Raw genomic sequence first — 17,650 nt, forward strand, 5'->3', positions numbered from 1 at the left:
TTTTTTCGCTATAATAGATTAGAATGAAAAAACGGATACGAAAGAGGTTTTAGTCAATGACAAAAAGCAAGCCAATTATCATTGGTGTGACGGGTGGGTCAGGAAGCGGAAAGACAAGTGTCAGCCGTGCGATTTTCAACAACTTCCCGGATCATTCCATCATGATGCTTGAACAAGATTCTTATTATAAGGATCAGAGCCATTTGAGTTTTGAAGAACGATTGAACACAAATTACGATCACCCTTTTGCCTTTGATAATGATCTGCTGATTCAGCATGTAGGCGACTTACTGAACTATAAAGCCATTGAAAAACCCGTGTATGACTATGTAGCGCATACAAGAAGTCAGGCAACGATCATTCAGGAACCAAAAGAAGTGATCATTCTAGAAGGAATCCTGATCTTAGAAGATGAACGTCTGCGTGACTTGATGGATATCAAGGTATACGTAGATACAGACGATGATATTCGTATTATTCGTCGTATCAAACGGGATATGGAAGAACGGGGACGCACATTGGACTCCGTGATCGAGCAATATTTGACAGTTGTTAAACCGATGTATCATCAATTTATCGAACCAACGAAGCGCTATGCGGATATCATTGTTCCAGAAGGCGGAGAAAACCACGTTGCTATTGATTTGATTACAACAAAAGTGGCTAGTTTCTTAAACCATAAATAGTGCGCAGTGAAACAGTTGAACGGACTGCGACCGTTTGAAAAGCAAGGATCCTGCTTTTTGAACAGTCACCAGTCAACTGTTTTTTTATTTATAACAAGAGGTTGTGAAATCAGCGTCTTGACTTGAGTATTAGAGAGAAAAAACGGAAAAATAGCTACTTATATTTTACCGTTTTTTGAGCTAATACCGAAGGTCAGCTGATTGAGCACCGTGAATCAGAGGTTGTGACAGAAGTAGTCAGCTTCAATAAATAAGAAGGAATTTTCCGAAGAAGCTACTTTTGCATCACCCCCTAAGGAGGCAGTTTTAGCAAATGAAAAAAGATATGAGGAAGAAAGATGTCTAAAAAAGCATCAGTTTTACAAAAATGTCTTCAGATCATGCCAATCATCGGTCTGTTGTTTTTCTTTGTGTTGATTCTCTATGCTTATCATCATGGGATTTTTCGTTCAAGCACCTCTTTGCAAGCGTTTATCCAGGAATTCGGCAAGTATGCAGTGATAGTATTTGTTCTGCTGCAAGTGATCCAAGTGATCATTCCTATTTTGCCGGGAGGGATCTCTTCGGTAGCTGGCATGCTGATGTTTGGCAATGGATTTGGGCTTTTATATAGTTGTATTGGTCTAGTGATTGGGGAAGCAATCGGATTTTTGCTTGTCCGTTACTATGGTGTAGCCTTTGTCCAGCTTATTTTATCGCCAAAAAAGTATCAAAAATTTGATGAATTGCTGACAAGAAAAACGAAAGATATCAAAAAAGTATTAGTCGTTACCTTGCTGCTTCCCTTTGCGCCAGACGACTTGATCTGTCTAGTAGCTGGTTTGACGAAATTATCTTTTAGAGAGTTTATGCAGATCGTGATTTTCTTGAAGCCGTGGTCGGTAGGTGTGTACAGTATGATCATGCTCTTTTTATTCCATCAAGCGCAAGGTCATTTATAATGTAAAAAAGGACGTGGGTGTATGGAAAAAATAAAAGTAACAGAAAATGAACTGGATGAGCTGATGGCAGTCATTCAAGAAGTATGGCCGGAAGCTTTTGTACCAATTATTGGTCAAAAACAAGTCGATTATATGCTGAAAACTTATCAGTCAAAAAAGCAGATCCAAAAAGAACTGGCAGAAGGCGTTTCTTATTTTTTATTAAAAAGTGAAGGAAAGACTGTCGGTTACACTGCTTATGAAGAGATAAAAGGTAAAATCTATTTAAGTAAATTATATTTGCTGAATAAAGCCCGTGGCCAAGGATTGACTTCTTCGGTTTTTCGCTGGTATGAAGAACTTGCTGCGCAAACAAAGGAAAAAGAGATTTTTTTACGAGTGAACCAGGGAAATCACCAAGCAATCGAGGTTTATAAGCATGAAGGGTTTGAGATTACAGAAGAACTTGTTTCAGATATCGGTCAAGGATTTCAAATGGTCGATTATAAAATGAAAAAAGCTCTCGCATAATCTTAGGAACTGTGTTAAAGTAACTTCATGCGACGGGTCGAGAAGGACTCTGGTTTACAGAGCTCCTAATTGATTTTGGAGGCACAGGATAATTGATTTCTATCTTTATCACCTGCCGGATGCAGGGGTGTCGGGCAAGACTTTTGTGGAGAAGGGCTTGTCTGCTTGAGTAATCAAGTACCGTAAAAATGCGGAAAGAAGCTTATGCTTCTTTCTGCATTTTTTTTTTTACAAGAATATATTCTGTAAAATTGGTTTATTTCCCCTTTAATGCTAAAATCGAAGAGCAGATTAGTTATAAGACTGTTTAAGGGAGCCATTGTCATGTTCGAAAAACTCAAACGATTTGGGCGCAATTTTACGCAAACAACGCCCTTTATTTTAAGCAATACGGTTATTTTGATTCCTTATCTTTTATTTTTGGGAATAACAGATTCGCATAATTGGCTGACGATTTTGCCATTTACGCTGTTTTATGCCTTTCGGATGACTGGGCTGTTTTTAGTCAATAGTCTACGATTTGGTCTAGATAGTTACACGTTGCTGATGATCGCTCTGCTGATGGGTGGTACTGGTTCATTACTTGGAATACTAGGCGTATTTTATTTTCCTTTGTTTTATTTTTCAAGTGTTCTTCTAGGGCTAAGTGCAGCATGGCTTGTACCTGCTAATATCACGGTCAATTTCCATGAGAAGACGCAAGGCTTTATCAATATGGATGGGAAAAAGTACTTATTTGCAGCTATCTGGCTATTCCTCCTGTATCAAGCAATCGGACTGCCTGCACCGACTCAGATTGCAGCAAGCTTTACGATTTATACACTTTTTTACGTCATGGCCTACCACACGGTCAGTCATTATCCGCGTTACGAACTGGATTTCAAAGATATGAAAAGAAATCTAGTGGCTACGCGGGAGCTTGTTTTATTTTTGGTGTTCTTTGGCTTATTGTTTCTTTTGAGAAATGCCCGATTGTTATTCGATGAAAGGCTTTTTGATCTTGCTGTTTATGGTTTCTTGGTGTTGTTCATTGTGTTCGTGTTCGTCTTAGGCCACCAGAAGAAGGAATGGAAGTTGCCAAGTTGGCTGAATCTGTTTACTTTTCTAAATGGAATGTTAGGGAATTTTCTTTTTTTGTTTAGCAGTTTTTATGTTGGCATACTGTACGGATTAGAGAAACTTCCGTTTTATATGTATTTTCCTTATGCTGCCGGTTTGATTGCAGCAAAAATAGTCGGACCATTGATTTTGAAACGTTTATCATGGTCTCCATTGGCTACGCAATTGCTTGGACTGAGTTCTTCTTTGTTGGTCCTCTTGATTCCAAATGGTTTTGCGATAGGTGTCTTTTTGCTTAGTTTCTGGCACGTAGTAACAGGCAGTTGGCTAAATAAGGAATACTATCAAACCGATGTAGCTATTCCAATGGATCGTCGGATTATTGCCAAGTACACTACTCAAAATAAAGGAAGTGTGATCCACCAGTTTTTATTGATGACGCTTTTGTTTATTTTATCAAAAGAAATGGGAGAGCCAATCCATCTACTACTGATCATGCTGAACCATGGAGCAGTGCCGATAGCAAGTGCGCAACTGCTTATTTTAGCCAAATGGATCAATGTCGGTCTCTTAATGAGCGGATTGGTGACTGTATATCATTTATGGAAGAAGGCGAAAAAGAATGAGGCTATTCATTGATGGGGATGGTTCTCCAGTAAAAGACGATGTCATAAAGTTAGGAGAATCTTATGGTCTCGACGTGATTATCGTAACCAGTGTAGATCATTATACGACCAAAGAATACGCTAATCATGTCCAAATCGTCTACGTAGACCGTGGAGCTGATAGTGCAGATTATAAAATCGTCGGTATGGTTAAGAAGAATGACTTTTTGATCACGCAAGATTATGGTTTAGCTTCACTTGTATTGCCGAAGGGTGTGCGAGTGTTCCATCACTCTGGAAAAGAATTTGATGAAGCGAATATCGGCACGCTTCTCGAACAACGTTACCATAGTGGGAAGTTAAGAAAAGCTGGCATAAGGACAAAGGGTCCAAAACCCTTTACAGATAAAGATCATACGGCTTTTCGTCAAGCGTTGAAAAAGGCAATTGACCAAGGTTTACCAAGTACAGAAGATAGTAGGTAACGAAGGTAGTTTACTTGTGCGCGAATACACCAAAAAAGGAACAGGGAAACAGGATAAATGGATTCCTTGTTCCTTTTTTTGTTGTTCGGTACTAGCTCAAAAACCGGTAAAATAGGAGGAGTTATTTTTATTTGGTCATTCTTATTGCTTAAGACAGAACAGCTTTCTCCCAACTTTTTTTCTACTTTTTCCTCTTCTTATACATTTGGATCAATGCATCGATTGCTAAAAAAATAATGACAAATGCTGCAATAGCATACGTAAATATCCCTAATAAGGAAACGACCTCTGCGTTTTCTACAGGTGCAGCTTGGACAAGCAGGGAAGATCCTACGATCAATGCAGCTAAAATCATACCGAAAACAAGTCGATTGATCATACTTTCGATCCTGTTCAATAATTTGTCTTGCTTTTTTAATTCCAAATTGACTTTTCCTTGTCCCGAAGTCCACATTTCTAATAGATGATGAAGTTGTTGTGGAATCTTAGGCACAGCCTTCATTCCTTCTAATAGGTCTAATCCACTTTGTTTCAATGTATCTTCTACATCCAAATGGGTGAGAAAGTAATGTTGGGCAAAAGGCGAAGCAATTTCCATGAGGGAAACTTCAGGGTCAAGGACACGGATCACCCCTTCTAATGTCCCGAATGCTTTCAGCAAAAGCGTGATATCACGGTCGAACTGCAGATTATTTTGATGACAGATCATCACGACTTGTGCGAATACTTCTTGCAAGTTGATTTCATCAATAGGGGAATCATAATATTGTTCAAGAAAACTTGTCAGTTCTTGGTGAAACCGACTTTCATCAAATAAGCCTTCTTGCTGACAAAGTCGAAGGACCGCTTTTTCGATTCGATAAGCATCTTTCGTATACAGCTCTAAAACGGCTTGTGTGAGCTTTTGCCTAAGACCTGCAGAAAGATGCCCCATCATGCCAAAATCAATGTAGTTGACTGTATATGGCGCAACAGGGTTTTCTATAGAAGTAGAGGCTCGAAAAGCAAAGGGACCGAACTCTTTTTCATGAACTGTTTCAGTTGTTCGGCGAGCTCGTGTCTGTTCTTCTTTTGTTAGCACATGGAACAGCAAATTCCCCGGATGAGGATCAGCATGGAAAAAACCATCATCAAACACCTGCTTCATAAAGTTCTCAACTAAAAGCTTTGCAACTTCTTGTTTCAGCTGCTTGTTTTGAATACCGGTGATAAAAGTTTCTGTTCCGTTTTCGGCATTCATCAAATGATTCAAGTTTTTACCAGACATTTCTTCCATCACGATCACTTTTTTCGAACAAAAAGCGTCATAAATTTTGGGGCTGCGGATCTCTTTCCAGCCATTGTTCTTTTGATAGAATTGTTCGCCATTTTGACTTTCTTTTAAGAAGTCCATTTCATTGATCAAGGAACGTTTTACTTCTTGGAGTACCCCTTTTAGATCAACTACGCTAGTTTCAGGAATGTATTTGATCAAAGGGATTGCACGTTCAAATAGTTGAAGATCAAGGCGAATCTCTTCGGCAATGTTAGGGTGTTGGATCTTAACAACTACCGCGTCACCGCTTTTCAGCTTGGCACGGTGAGCCTGTCCCATAGAAGCGGAGGCAAAAGGCGATTTGGAAAAATCATCGAATATATCTGATACCGAAAGAGAAAGTTCCGTTTCGATCGTCTTTTTGACCGTTGAAAATGTGTCGCTAGGTACACTGTCTTGTAATGTTTTAAATGTCTGAGTGAAGGCAGAGGAAAGCAAGTCCTCTCGAACAGAAAGCATCTGTCCTATCTTGATGAAGGTGGGGCCTAATTCTTCAAAGGCTTTTTTTACCTGTTCGGGATTTTTTTGCTGTACAAAGTTTGGCACTACATTGTAGTTGATGAACACTCGAATGATTTCTGCCAAGCGGCTGCGTGGATTTGTTTGCGCCATCATCATCCCTCCTTTTCTTTATCATAACTTTTTATAAAAAATGGGACAAATAATCTAGCTGGCAAAAAATAAATGACGTTTGTTCTTTTAGAAACCAACTCGTTTTTTTATAAATAAGTTATTCGTTTATTTTTGTTTTGTGCTAAAATATGAGAGTAAATCACTGAACGATTTAGAATACAGGAGGACAATCTTTTGAAGATTACTTTACTATATGGCGGACGCAGCGCAGAGCATGAAGTGTCCATTCTTTCCGCATTTTCAGTTTTAAATGCCATTTATTATAATTATTACCAAGTTCAACTCGTATTTATTACCAAAGAAGGACAATGGGTCAAAGGTCCATTACTAACAGAAAAACCTGCAAGCAAAGATGTCTTGCACCTTTCATGGGACCCAAGTGGACAGACAGAGGAAGGCTTTACAGGAAAAGTGATCAATCCGGGCGAAATCAAAGAAGAAGGAGCCATCGTTTTTCCAGTTTTACATGGGCCAAACGGGGAAGATGGAACGATCCAAGGCTTCTTAGAGACATTGAATATGCCTTATGTCGGCGCAGGCGTATTGACCAGTGCATGTGCCATGGATAAAATCATGACCAAATATATTTTACAAGCTGCTGGTGTGCCACAAGTTCCTTATGTACCAGTACTTAAGAATCAATGGAAAGAAAATCCTAAAAAAGTATTTGATCAATGTGAAGGTTCTTTGCTTTATCCGATGTTTGTCAAACCGGCGAATATGGGTTCTAGTGTCGGCATTACAAAAGCAGAAAACCGAGAAGAATTGCAAAATGCTTTAGCAACAGCCTATCAGTATGATTCTCGAGCAATCGTTGAACAAGGAATTGAAGCTCGCGAAATCGAAGTTGCTGTATTAGGAAATGAAGATGTTCGGACGACTTTGCCTGGCGAAGTCGTAAAAGACGTAGCATTCTATGACTATGAAGCCAAATATATCAATAATAAAATCGAAATGCAGATTCCAGCCGAAGTGCCGGAAGAAGTTTATCAAAAAGCGCAAGAGTACGCGAAGTTAGCTTACACGATGTTAGGCGGAAGCGGATTGAGCCGGTGTGATTTCTTTTTGACAAATAAAAATGAATTATTCCTGAATGAATTAAACTCTATGCCAGGATTTACGGAGTTCAGTATGTACCCGCTCTTATGGGAAAACATGGGCTTGAAATACGGTGATTTGATTGAAGAACTGATTCAATTAGGAATGAATCGATACCGTCAGCGTCAATCTTTTTTTGAAAAAAATGAATAAAGAGAAATAAAGAAGAAGCTGGAGTGATTGCGTAACCGCGTTCATTCTAGCTTCTAAATACGAATAGAGAAATTTACTTGGAAGTGAGAGTCATGCGAACCCGCCGTTTAGGCCAAACGCTTTTTTCACAACCTTTTTTAGGAGAGATCTCAATGAATCTAACAATACAAGAAATTGCACAAGCCGTGGGCAGCGAATGCTCTGAACTGACAAAGATTACCAATGTCGAATTTGACAGCCGGAAGATAACCGAAGGAAGTTTATTCGTTCCTCTTGCTGGTACGCGAGATGGACATGAATTTATCCAGCAAGCAATCACAAACGGCGCATCTGCTTCATTTTGGAGCTTGCCTGTTGAACAAGCACCAAAAGATTTTCCAGTTATCCCTGTAGCAGATCCTTTGAAAGCCATGCAGCAATTGGCAACCTATTACTTGGAAAAAGTAGGTGCAGAAGTCGTTGCAATTACAGGAAGCAATGGTAAAACCACCACGAAAGATCTAACCGCGTCTGTCTTGTCTGAAAAATACAAAACATATAAGACGCAAGGAAATTACAACAATAATATTGGTCTTCCTTACACGATTTTGCACATGCCGCAAGATACAGAAAAGATCGTCTTGGAAATGGGCATGGATCACGCCAATGAAATCACGGAACTTTCACTTATGGCTCAACCAAAAGCTGCAGCAATCACAATGATCGGTGAAGCACACATAGAAAATCTTGGGTCGCGAGAAGGAATCGCTAAAGCCAAAATGGAAATCACTGACGGACTTGTACCAGACGGATTACTCGTTGTGCCCGCAGATGAACCGTTGTTGACACCTTTAACGGCAACATTAGTACAAACAGTCACAACATTCGGTATTGGAAATGGCGATGTTCATGCGGAAGTGACAGCAGAAGGAAAAGCACAAACCGATTTTGTAGTAGAAGGAGAAACATTTACGATCCCGCTGCCTGGAAGTTATAATGTAACGAATGCTTTGATTGCGTATACGATTGGGCGCTTCTTTGGACTGTCTATACCTGAGATACGCCAAGGGCTCGCTCATGTTTCTATCACACAAAACAGAACTGAATGGCTAACGGCAGGAAATGGTGCAGCTATTTTGAGCGATGTCTACAATGCAAATCCAACAGCCATGGGACTGGTATTAGATACTTTTAAAAATCTGCCAACAAAAGGGCGTAGAATCGCTGTGTTAGCAGATATGCTGGAATTAGGGAAAGATTCTTTAAACATGCATGCGCAAATGAGTGAACATATCGATCCTGAGAAATTTGCCATGATTTTCTTGTACGGGGAACAAATGCATGCATTAAAAGAAGACTTGAATCAAAAATATCCGCAACTACCTGTGTTCTATTTTGAAAAAGAAAAGAATAAATTGATTGAGGCTGTCAAACAAAATCTTGAATCAACAGATAGTATTATGCTGAAAGGCAGCAACAGCATGGGCTTATTCGAAGTAGTAGAACAGCTTCAGCAAATGAAATGAAAATCTGTAAACTTGCAGAAAATGAAAAGCTATGTTAGAATAACCTATTGCCGAAAGATGAAGAGAAATTGGACTGGTTTTGCCATGGAAGCAACTTGTCGAAACCAGATGTCATAATCATGATAAAGCTGAACGCGACCCGTTTGGCTTTTCTAATGCCTAAACTTCGCAAAGTGATTTTTCGGTGGTGCCACAGGGGCTAAGAATGGGTAAAAACGTGCGTGGCCACTGTCAAAAAGAAACAATACACTTTGACCGAACAAATCGACGGGGTAGCAAAAAAGCTACATCCTCAGTTAACAACCATATAGGAGGATTCATTTGAAATTTAAAGAACTAGAATTATCACCAGAATTGTTGAAATCAGTCGAACGCGCTGGTTTTGAAGAAGCAACACCTATCCAAGCAGAAACGATTCCGCTAGCATTAGTTGGAAAAGACGTTATTGGACAAGCACAGACAGGTACAGGGAAAACAGCTGCATTTGGATTACCAATGTTAGAAAAAATCGATCCAGATCGTCACGAATTACAAGGTCTGGTTATCGCACCAACACGTGAATTAGCTATCCAAACACAAGAAGAACTATATCGTTTAGGGCGCGACAAAAAAGTGCGTGTACAAGCTGTCTACGGTGGAGCAGATATTGGCCGTCAGATCCGTGGCTTGAAAGATCGTCCACATATCGTTGTGGGTACACCAGGACGTATGCTTGACCACATCAACCGCCATACATTGAAACTTGGAACTGTTCAAACATTAGTCTTGGATGAAGCAGATGAAATGTTGAATATGGGCTTCTTGGAAGATATCGAAAAAATTATTTCCCAAGTTCCTGATCAAAGACAAACATTACTTTTCTCAGCAACAATGCCGCCAGCCATCAAGAACATCGGCGTTAAATTCATGAAAAGTCCACATCATGTGAAGATCAAAGCGAAAGAAATGACAGCTGACTTGATCGATCAATACTATGTCCGCGCAAAAGAATACGAAAAATTTGATATCATGACTCGCTTGTTTGATGTTCAAACACCGGAACTAACAATCGTCTTCGGACGTACAAAACGCCGTGTAGATGAATTAGCACGCGGATTGGAAGCACGTGGTTATCGTGCAGAAGGAATCCATGGCGATTTGTCTCAACAAAAACGGATGAGCGTATTGCGTTCATTCAAGAGCGGTCACTTAGATATCCTTGTAGCGACAGACGTTGCCGCACGTGGATTAGATATCTCAGGTGTCACTCATGTGTACAACTATGATATCCCTCAAGATCCAGAAAGCTACGTTCACCGTATCGGACGTACAGGCCGTGCCGGAAAAGGCGGTATGTCTGTGACTTTCGTTACACCAAATGAAATGGACTACTTGCATGTGATCGAAAACTTGACGAAAAAACGGATGACGACTTTACGTCCGCCAACCGAAAAAGAAGCATTCAAAGGTCAATTAGGTGCTGCAGTTGAACAAATCGAAACAAAACTTGCAGAAAACGGTCTAGATAAATATCTGCAAACAGCAGATAAATTATTAGAAGAATATTCTGCACAAGATTTGGTTGCATTACTGCTGAAAACGACAGCAAAAGATCCAGCTGATGCAGTACCAGTGAAGATCACACCAGAACGCCCATTGCCAATGCAGAAAAAAGGATACAACAAAAATGGCAAACGTGGCGGCGGAAACAACCGTAATCGTCGTGACGGCGGGAATTATCGTGGAAACAAATCAAAAGGCGGTTATAGCAAAAACAATAACAGCCAAAAAGATGGCGGTAAACGTCACAATGATAAAAAACGCGGATTTGTGATCCGTTCAAATAACGATTAAACCTAAAATGAAAGTTTCTCTGTTTTAAGAGAAACTTTCATTTTTGTTATTTGTGGACTTATTTGTGGCAAAATGGTTATAATTTGGTAGAATGAGAGTGTTCTAAATTTATTGAAAAGAGAAAAGCATATGATAAAAGGAATTGGGATCGATGCAGTCGAATTGTCTAGGATCACTCGGCTGATCGAAGAAAAACCAAAATTCATTGCACGAATCTTGACCTCTGAAGAAACGAAACTGTTCCAATCCTTGCCTTTTCATCGCCAAGTAGAATTTTTAGGCGGACGTTACGCTTGTAAAGAAGCTTTCTCTAAAGCTTGGGGAACGGGAATCGGGAAAGTTACCTTTCAAGATATCGAGATTTTAAAAAATGAAAACGGTCAGCCCGTTGTTACGCGCTCACCCCATGAAGGCAATGTATGGGTCAGTATTACTCACACAAATGAAACAGCTTTTGCACAAATTATTTTGGAAGACTAGAAAGAAGGAAAAATGATGGTTGTCGCTTGGCACCGCCCAACGAAAGCAGTGATACATAAAAAAGCTATAACTGAAAATGTAGCAAATGAAGTGGCAAGACTTCCGCAAGGGAAAGAATTGTTTGCAGTAGTAAAAGCAAACGGATACGGTCATGGAGCTGTAGAGACAGCTGAAGCAGCAGTTGCTGGTGGAGCTTCGGGCTTTTGTGTTTCAAATTTAGATGAAGGAGTCGAGTTGAGAGAAGCTGGATTTACTCAGCCTATCCTTATCTTGAACATGGTTCCTTACGACGCACTGGCTTTAGCTGTTGCTCATGATTTGTCAGTAACTGCAGGTACACGGGAATGGTTGCAGGTAGCAGCTGCTATTTTAGAGGAAGGTAAGCTAGAAATGCCTCTTTCGATCCATTTAAAAGCAGATACTGGGATGGGACGTATCGGTTTTTGTACACCTGAAGAAGTAAAAGAGGCAGCTGCATTCATCAGAGAAAGTCGTGTATTAGAATGGGAAGGATTATTTACCCATTTTTCTACAGCAGATCAACCAGATGATACGTATTGGAACCTGCAAAAAGAACGCTTTATGGAAGTGCTAAAAAAACTTCCTGAACTTCCTCGATATGTACATGTCAGTAACAGTGCAACGGCTTTATGGCATGATGAAACAATCGGCAATATGATTCGTTATGGTGTAGCAATGTATGGACTGAACCCATCTGGACATGCACTTCCGGAAGTTTATCCGTTACAGCCAGCACTTGAACTGGTTTCTGAATTGATCCAAGTCAAAAAACTCCCAGCAGGTGAAGGAATCGGCTATGGGGAAACATATATCACTCCTGAAGCAGAATGGATCGGAACGATACCGATCGGTTATGCAGATGGCTGGTTACGAAAGATGCAAGGTTTTTCTTTATTGGTAGAAGGAAACTATTGTGAAACGATTGGACGTGTATGTATGGATCAACTGATGATCCGATTGCCTCAAGAATTTCCGGTCGGAACAAAAGTGACGCTTATCGGCAAAAATGCAGACAAAGAAATCACTATGCAAGACGTAGCAGATCAATTAGGTACGATCCACTATGAAGTGGCATGCGGATTAGGACAGCGGATACCAAGAGAATATCAAGAATAAGGAGGATCCTATGGTAAAAAGAGGAGATATTTATTTTGCTGATCTTTCTCCAGTCGTGGGATCGGAGCAAGGCGGAACACGCCCAGTTTTGGTTATTCAAAATAATCTAGGTAACCATTTCAGCCCGACGATCATTGTTGCGGCCATAACGGCAAAAATGGCTAAGCCTAAGCTTCCGACTCACATTGGGATCAAAGCTACTGGAACAGGAATAGAAAGAGACTCCGTTATCCTGTTGGAGCAGATCAGAACGATCGATAAATCAAGATTGAAAGAAAAAGTCTGTCATTTGGATCGACCAATTATGGCAGAAGTTGACCGAGCATTAAAAATTAGTGTGGGCATTGAGGCACTGACTCCTGTTACTAAATAAGTATAGCGAAGTAACCATGCAGCCTTTACATATAAAAAAAGGACCAACTGTGCGTAAAAAAAGATACGTCCGCTTCTAGTACCAGCATTTCTGCTAGAAGAAGCGAACGTATCTTTTTTGATGATCCAAGGAGTGGTCCATGCGCCCTCCTCCTTTACAGCCAGACTTGGACTACCAGCTGGCTTTTTTTACTCCTGGAATCAAACCTTTATGTGCTAACTCACGGAATTTTATACGGGACATCCCGAATTTACGCATGTATCCGCGAGGTCGTCCATCGATTAGATCGCGATTTTTCAACCGTTCTGGACGAGCATCTAAAGGAAGTTTACGCAAGCCTTCATAATCTTTTTGCGCTTTTAATTCCTGACGTAAAGCAGCATAGCGTTCAATCGTTTCTTGCTGTTTTTTTGCTTTGGCAATCTTTGATTTTTTAGCCATCAACAAATTCCTCCAATTTTTTTATTAGCGTAAATCGTAATCTTTACGCTTTTAGATGAATAATTTAACACGATACGCGAAAAAAACAACTATTTTGTTTTGGATTATGTTCCAAATTGAAAAGACATTTTTTTTGTCAAAATAAAGGCATAAACGTAAACTTAAAGAAAAAGGGAGATGGTAACTATGCGAAGATTTGCAATTAATGGTTACGGAGAAGCGCAAGATGTTTTTGAAGAAATCAATGCTCATCCCAGAGAAGTCGATTCTGGACATATTCGTGTAGAAATAAAAACATTCAGCGTGAATCCGTATGATGTTGCCTTGCGTTCAGGAGAGATGAAAGAGATACGAACATTGAAATTCCCTTATGTACTAGGTAATGATGGCGCTGGTATCGTGACAGAGATTGGTTCAGATGTCACAACTGTTCATGTAGGTGATCGAGTAGCTGTCCATGCAGTCGGCGGAACTTACGGAGAAGAAGTCGTACTGCCATCAACAAAAGCAGCAAAAATTCCAGATGAAATGAGTTGGGAAGAAGCAGCCGGAATGGTCACACCAGGGATTACGGCGTATAATCTAATCAATCATTTGACGGAAATCCAGCCGACAGATACAGTGATGATTCTAGGTGCATCAGGTGCGGTCGGGTCTAGTCTGATCCAGCTTCTCCACGAAAAGGGTATCCGAGTCTTAACCAGTGCCTCTAGTAAAAACGAAGAAAAAGTAAGGAAACTAGGAGTTTCAGCATTTGCTGCTTATGATAAAACAGACCCAGGTATGCAATTTGCTGATCAAGCAGACCTTGTGATTGATGCCACGAAAGGAAGCATCAAAGGAGAAACCGGCATCCAGATCCTGAAACCAGGTGGGAGATATGTTGCATTAAATGACCTCCCAGACCTAAATTTGCGGCAAAAAAAGGAAGGCTTTTATGAATCATTTGTTCCAAGAAAGGAATATCAAGATGCAGAAGCCTTTGCTGGCATAATCAAATCCTATCAAAAAGGTGCCTTTCATATTTTTATTTCAATGAATCTGTCTGCTTCACTTGCACATGTTATCCAAGCACATCAGCAAGTTGAAGGGCATCCTCCTGCCGGGAAAATCATTTTGTCATTCGAAAAGTAAGAAACATAGGAATAAAAAATGAAAAAAGCTGAAACATTTTTGTAGGGGCAAAGACCAAAAAAGTGTTTTAGCTTTTTTGCGTATACGTATAATAGATAAAAACTTTGGCATAAAATTATCTTTCCCTTTTATTTCATGATAAAGTAAAGGCTGTAATCCTTAATTATTTCTCAATATGTAAGAGATTACAATGAGACAATTGCCGTGATATGTCCAAAAATTCGACTTTTTTGAAAAAAGCCGATTGAAAAAAGTATGAAATACATGGTAAAGTAATTCAGCTGAAAAAAGAAGAAGGGGGAGAACTATGCAGTCAATCAAAAATACACTTCGTTTATATTTGCTTGACTGGAAACGGATTTTCAAAAACCCGATTGCTACACTTTTGATCATTGCGATCATGATCATCCCTTCGCTATATGCGTGGTTTAACATTAAAGCACTATGGGATCCATATGGAAATACTGGAGAGCTGCCAATTGCTGTTTACAGTGCAGACAAGCCAGCAGAGTTTCAAGGTAAAGAAGTGGCCATTGGGAAGCAAGTCATCGAATCGCTTCATAAAAATAAACAATTAGGATGGCAATTCGTTGATTCAAAAGAGCAATTAGAAGACGGAGTCCGTTCCGGAAAGTATTACGCAGGTATTTACCTGCCAAAGGATTTCTCAGAAGATCTGCTGAGTTTTACTAGTGGTGACATCAAGAAACCGAAAATCGAATATACGGTAAATGAAAAAATCAATGCGATTGCACCGAAAATCACCGATAAAGGAGCAAGTTCGATCCAATCGCAAATCACAAATGAATTTATCAAAACAGCCAGTTCGACTTTATTGAAAGTATTCAATGAAATAGGTTACGACATCGATACGAACCTAGTAAGTATCAATAAAGTCAAAGAGATGATTTTATCAACAGATGAAAATCTGGACACGATCGACGGCTACACAAAGCAAGTCCTCGAATTACAAAGTCAATTACCTGACATCAAGGAAAAATTGAATAAAGCAAATGAATTCGTGGATTACATCCCTAAAGTAGATGAGATGGGCGAAAAAGTCGTTGCATTGAATGACAAAATGCCTGAATTGAAAGACCAAGCAAAAATCATCCTTGATTTGCAAGAAAAAATCCCAGAGATCCAAAATGCTGGTAAACAACTAGCAGAGATCGACGGCGATTTTGCTTCGATCCAAGAGACAATGAATCAAGGAATCGATGAAGCAAAACAAGGCTTGACGATCATCCAACAAGTACAAGATATCTTGCCAGATGTGAAAAATTTAGAAAACCAGGCAAGTGATCTAGCAAACCAAACAAAATCAGGTGCCTCTCAGCTGAAAGATGCGATACCAAGCATCACAAACAGTGTAGATGTTACATTGAAGTCAATTGGACAAGTGGCAACAACGACTAGTTCGTTAATAGATACTGTAAGAATAGCTATTGAAGATGGTAAGCTGACTGATGATGAAAAGAAAAACATCAGCAATGTATTGAACGGCTTTATTGACGGAATATCTCAACAACAAAATGCAATCGATAAACTGGTCGAGTTCCTGACTAAATTGCAAACAAGTGCTGGAAATACGAAATTGCAGCCAATCATTGATCAGCTAAATCAATTAAAACCCTTGCTAAGCAATCTGCAAAACCGCCTATCTGCTTTGAACACAGCTGTTCAAAATGAAGACACGAAGGCTATTGATGAATTGCTAGATCAAATTGATGCCGTTGCTAATAATATCAATGGCATCATTGCTGGTATCAATACAGGTCAAATCAGCTCAACCGTCACTTCTCTACTAGACCAAGTCATCGATACGATTGGGACTGCACAAGGCGCACTGAGCAAAGCGGACCAGATCGACTTTGATTCGCTTCTCAGCTCAACGAAAGCAACTGTAACAAATGCAGTGGCAATCTTAGAAAAATATCAAAAAGAAATGCCTGCAATTGGACAAGAAATCCACGATGCCAATACAATGTTGAATGGCAATATGGAGACCATCGTCAATGGCATCAATGAAGGGGCAGACCTATACAACAATGAATTACCGATCCTTCAGCAAAAATTAGGGTTGGCCGCTGATTTTATCCAAAATGATTGGCCCACACTAAAAAATGAAATCACCGGTACATTGACAACAGTAAATGAAAAAATGCCAGAAGTCGAAACAGCTGTGAACGCTGCTGCGGACTTGATCAACAATGACTGGCCAAATATCAAAGCTGGTATCCAAAAAGCAGCAGATGCGATCCGAAAAGGCGAACAGGAAGTCGATCTAGGAGAAGTCATCAAATTATTGAAACTAGATGCAACAAAAGAAAGTGACTTCTTTACACAACCTGTTGAGCTGCAAACCAATGCGCTTTATCCAATCGCAAATAACGGTTCAGCTAGCACTCCATTTTATACTGCACTATGTCTGTGGGTCGGCGCTGTTCTTCTTTCAAGTGTTGCTACGACAGAATACTATTTAGGAAAGAAAGACCGAAACAATTTTACGAAACGAGAACAATTCGTTGCTCGTATGCTGACATTCTTGACAATGGCAATCGCGCAAAGCTTGATTGTTACATTAGGGAATATTTTCTTACTAGGAGTAGATGTCCAAAATCCAGTCTACAGCGTGTCATTTGCTGTCTTGATTGCCTTAGCATTTATGATGATCGTTTACGTCCTGGCTGCATTATTCGATAATGTCGGTAAAGGGATCGCTATCATCATTTTAGTACTGTCAATCTCTGGTGGAGGCGGGAACTATCCGATCCAAGTCTCAGGGAAATTCTTCCAAATGATCAATCCGTTCTTGCCATTTACTCATGCGGTAAACTTGTTACGGGAATCTGCAGGAGGAATTTATTGGCCAAATGCTACGAAAGCAATCTGGATCATGATCGGTTTGTTTGTTGTCTTTGGAGTCGTAGGAACGGCAGTCTATCCGTTCATCGAAGAAAAAATGACGAAATTCAAAGAAGCGGCGCATGAGAGCCATATTTTTCATTAAAGAAAAGAGGTTGTGAAAAAGCTGTTCTGCAGTAATAAGAATGACCAAACAAAAAAACAGCTTCACATTTCTCTTTTAAAAGTTAAGATATAAAAAAGGATAGAACCTGATTTTCTAAGTCAAGTTCTATCCTTTTATTATAGAATTCAAAGAAAAAGCCCATAAAAAAATGTTAGATTTTTGCTGTATTAAAGCGTTTGAAAAAGCGCTTGATATTTTTCTGTTTTTTTTCAATTATTTTCTTAAAGT

Annotated in this window: 15 protein-coding genes; 13 read left to right on the forward strand and 2 right to left on the reverse strand. The window is 39.7% G+C overall.

Annotation, left to right across the window (positions count from 1 at the left end; translation table 11 throughout):
• Positions 1-56 precede the first annotated feature (56 nt).
• From udk to AC1F25_RS11100, 5 genes are all read left to right on the forward strand, one after another.
• On the forward strand, positions 57-686 hold the full coding sequence (gene udk / locus AC1F25_RS11080) for a uridine kinase (RefSeq protein WP_002289751.1): 630 nt from the start codon (positions 57-59) through the stop codon (positions 684-686).
• Positions 687-1,024: 338 nt separating this feature from the next.
• Positions 1,025-1,627: a TVP38/TMEM64 family protein gene (locus AC1F25_RS11085; RefSeq protein WP_002293431.1), complete on the forward strand. Its 603-nt coding sequence runs from the start codon at positions 1,025-1,027 to the stop codon at positions 1,625-1,627.
• Positions 1,628-1,648: 21 nt separating this feature from the next.
• On the forward strand, positions 1,649-2,137 hold the full coding sequence (locus AC1F25_RS11090; protein ID WP_002293430.1) for a GNAT family N-acetyltransferase: 489 nt from the start codon (positions 1,649-1,651) through the stop codon (positions 2,135-2,137).
• A gap of 324 nt (positions 2,138-2,461) precedes the next feature.
• A complete protein-coding gene (locus AC1F25_RS11095) occupies positions 2,462-3,835 on the forward strand; it encodes a hypothetical protein (RefSeq protein WP_025478031.1) in 1,374 nt (457 codons plus the stop codon).
• Entirely contained in the window at positions 3,819-4,286 is a 468-nt protein-coding gene (locus tag AC1F25_RS11100; protein ID WP_002312437.1) for a YaiI/YqxD family protein, read from the forward strand. Before AC1F25_RS11095 ends, AC1F25_RS11100 begins: the two co-directional genes overlap by 17 nt.
• A gap of 181 nt (positions 4,287-4,467) precedes the next feature.
• Here AC1F25_RS11100 and AC1F25_RS11105 read toward each other — a convergent pair whose 3' ends face one another.
• Positions 4,468-6,213, reverse strand: coding sequence for an ABC1 kinase family protein (locus tag AC1F25_RS11105; protein WP_479994110.1), 1,746 nt, complete (start codon positions 6,211-6,213; stop codon positions 4,468-4,470).
• Positions 6,214-6,408: 195 nt separating this feature from the next.
• On the opposite strand from AC1F25_RS11105, the gene AC1F25_RS11110 reads away from it, so the two are divergent.
• From AC1F25_RS11110 to AC1F25_RS11135, 6 genes are all read left to right on the forward strand, one after another.
• A complete protein-coding gene (locus AC1F25_RS11110; RefSeq protein ID WP_002309755.1) occupies positions 6,409-7,485 on the forward strand; it encodes a D-alanine--D-alanine ligase in 1,077 nt (358 codons plus the stop codon).
• Between the two features lie 152 nt (positions 7,486-7,637).
• On the forward strand, positions 7,638-8,990 hold the full coding sequence (locus AC1F25_RS11115) for a UDP-N-acetylmuramoyl-tripeptide--D-alanyl-D-alanine ligase (protein ID WP_002312441.1): 1,353 nt from the start codon (positions 7,638-7,640) through the stop codon (positions 8,988-8,990).
• 321 nt (positions 8,991-9,311) lie between these two features.
• Entirely contained in the window at positions 9,312-10,823 is a 1,512-nt protein-coding gene (gene cshA / locus AC1F25_RS11120; protein WP_002309752.1) for a degradosome RNA helicase CshA, read from the forward strand.
• A 129-nt stretch (positions 10,824-10,952) separates the two neighbouring features.
• Entirely contained in the window at positions 10,953-11,303 is a 351-nt protein-coding gene (gene acpS / locus AC1F25_RS11125) for a holo-ACP synthase (protein WP_002293418.1), read from the forward strand.
• A 15-nt stretch (positions 11,304-11,318) separates the two neighbouring features.
• Positions 11,319-12,440, forward strand: a complete 1,122-nt coding sequence (gene alr / locus AC1F25_RS11130; protein WP_002313979.1) for an alanine racemase — start codon at positions 11,319-11,321, stop codon at positions 12,438-12,440.
• A 10-nt stretch (positions 12,441-12,450) separates the two neighbouring features.
• Positions 12,451-12,813 carry a type II toxin-antitoxin system PemK/MazF family toxin gene (locus tag AC1F25_RS11135; protein ID WP_002289874.1) on the forward strand — a complete coding sequence of 121 codons (363 nt, stop codon included), beginning with the start codon at positions 12,451-12,453 and terminating at the stop codon, positions 12,811-12,813.
• Between the two features lie 171 nt (positions 12,814-12,984).
• Here AC1F25_RS11135 and rpsN read toward each other — a convergent pair whose 3' ends face one another.
• The gene (gene rpsN, locus AC1F25_RS11140; RefSeq protein WP_002293413.1) at positions 12,985-13,254 is read right to left on the reverse strand and encodes a 30S ribosomal protein S14; all 270 of its coding nucleotides are present in this window, start codon (positions 13,252-13,254) and stop codon (positions 12,985-12,987) included.
• A gap of 186 nt (positions 13,255-13,440) precedes the next feature.
• Here rpsN and AC1F25_RS11145 point away from each other — a divergent pair, with 186 nt between their 5' ends.
• Positions 13,441-14,388, forward strand: a complete 948-nt coding sequence (locus AC1F25_RS11145) for an NADP-dependent oxidoreductase (RefSeq protein ID WP_002313980.1) — start codon at positions 13,441-13,443, stop codon at positions 14,386-14,388.
• Positions 14,389-14,695: 307 nt separating this feature from the next.
• Positions 14,696-17,401 (forward strand): YhgE/Pip domain-containing protein, encoded by a 2,706-nt coding sequence (locus AC1F25_RS11150; protein ID WP_104841458.1) that lies wholly within the window; start codon positions 14,696-14,698, stop codon positions 17,399-17,401.
• Positions 17,402-17,650 lie beyond the last annotated feature (249 nt).

This window comes from Enterococcus sp. M-BR2, assembly GCF_056612775.1.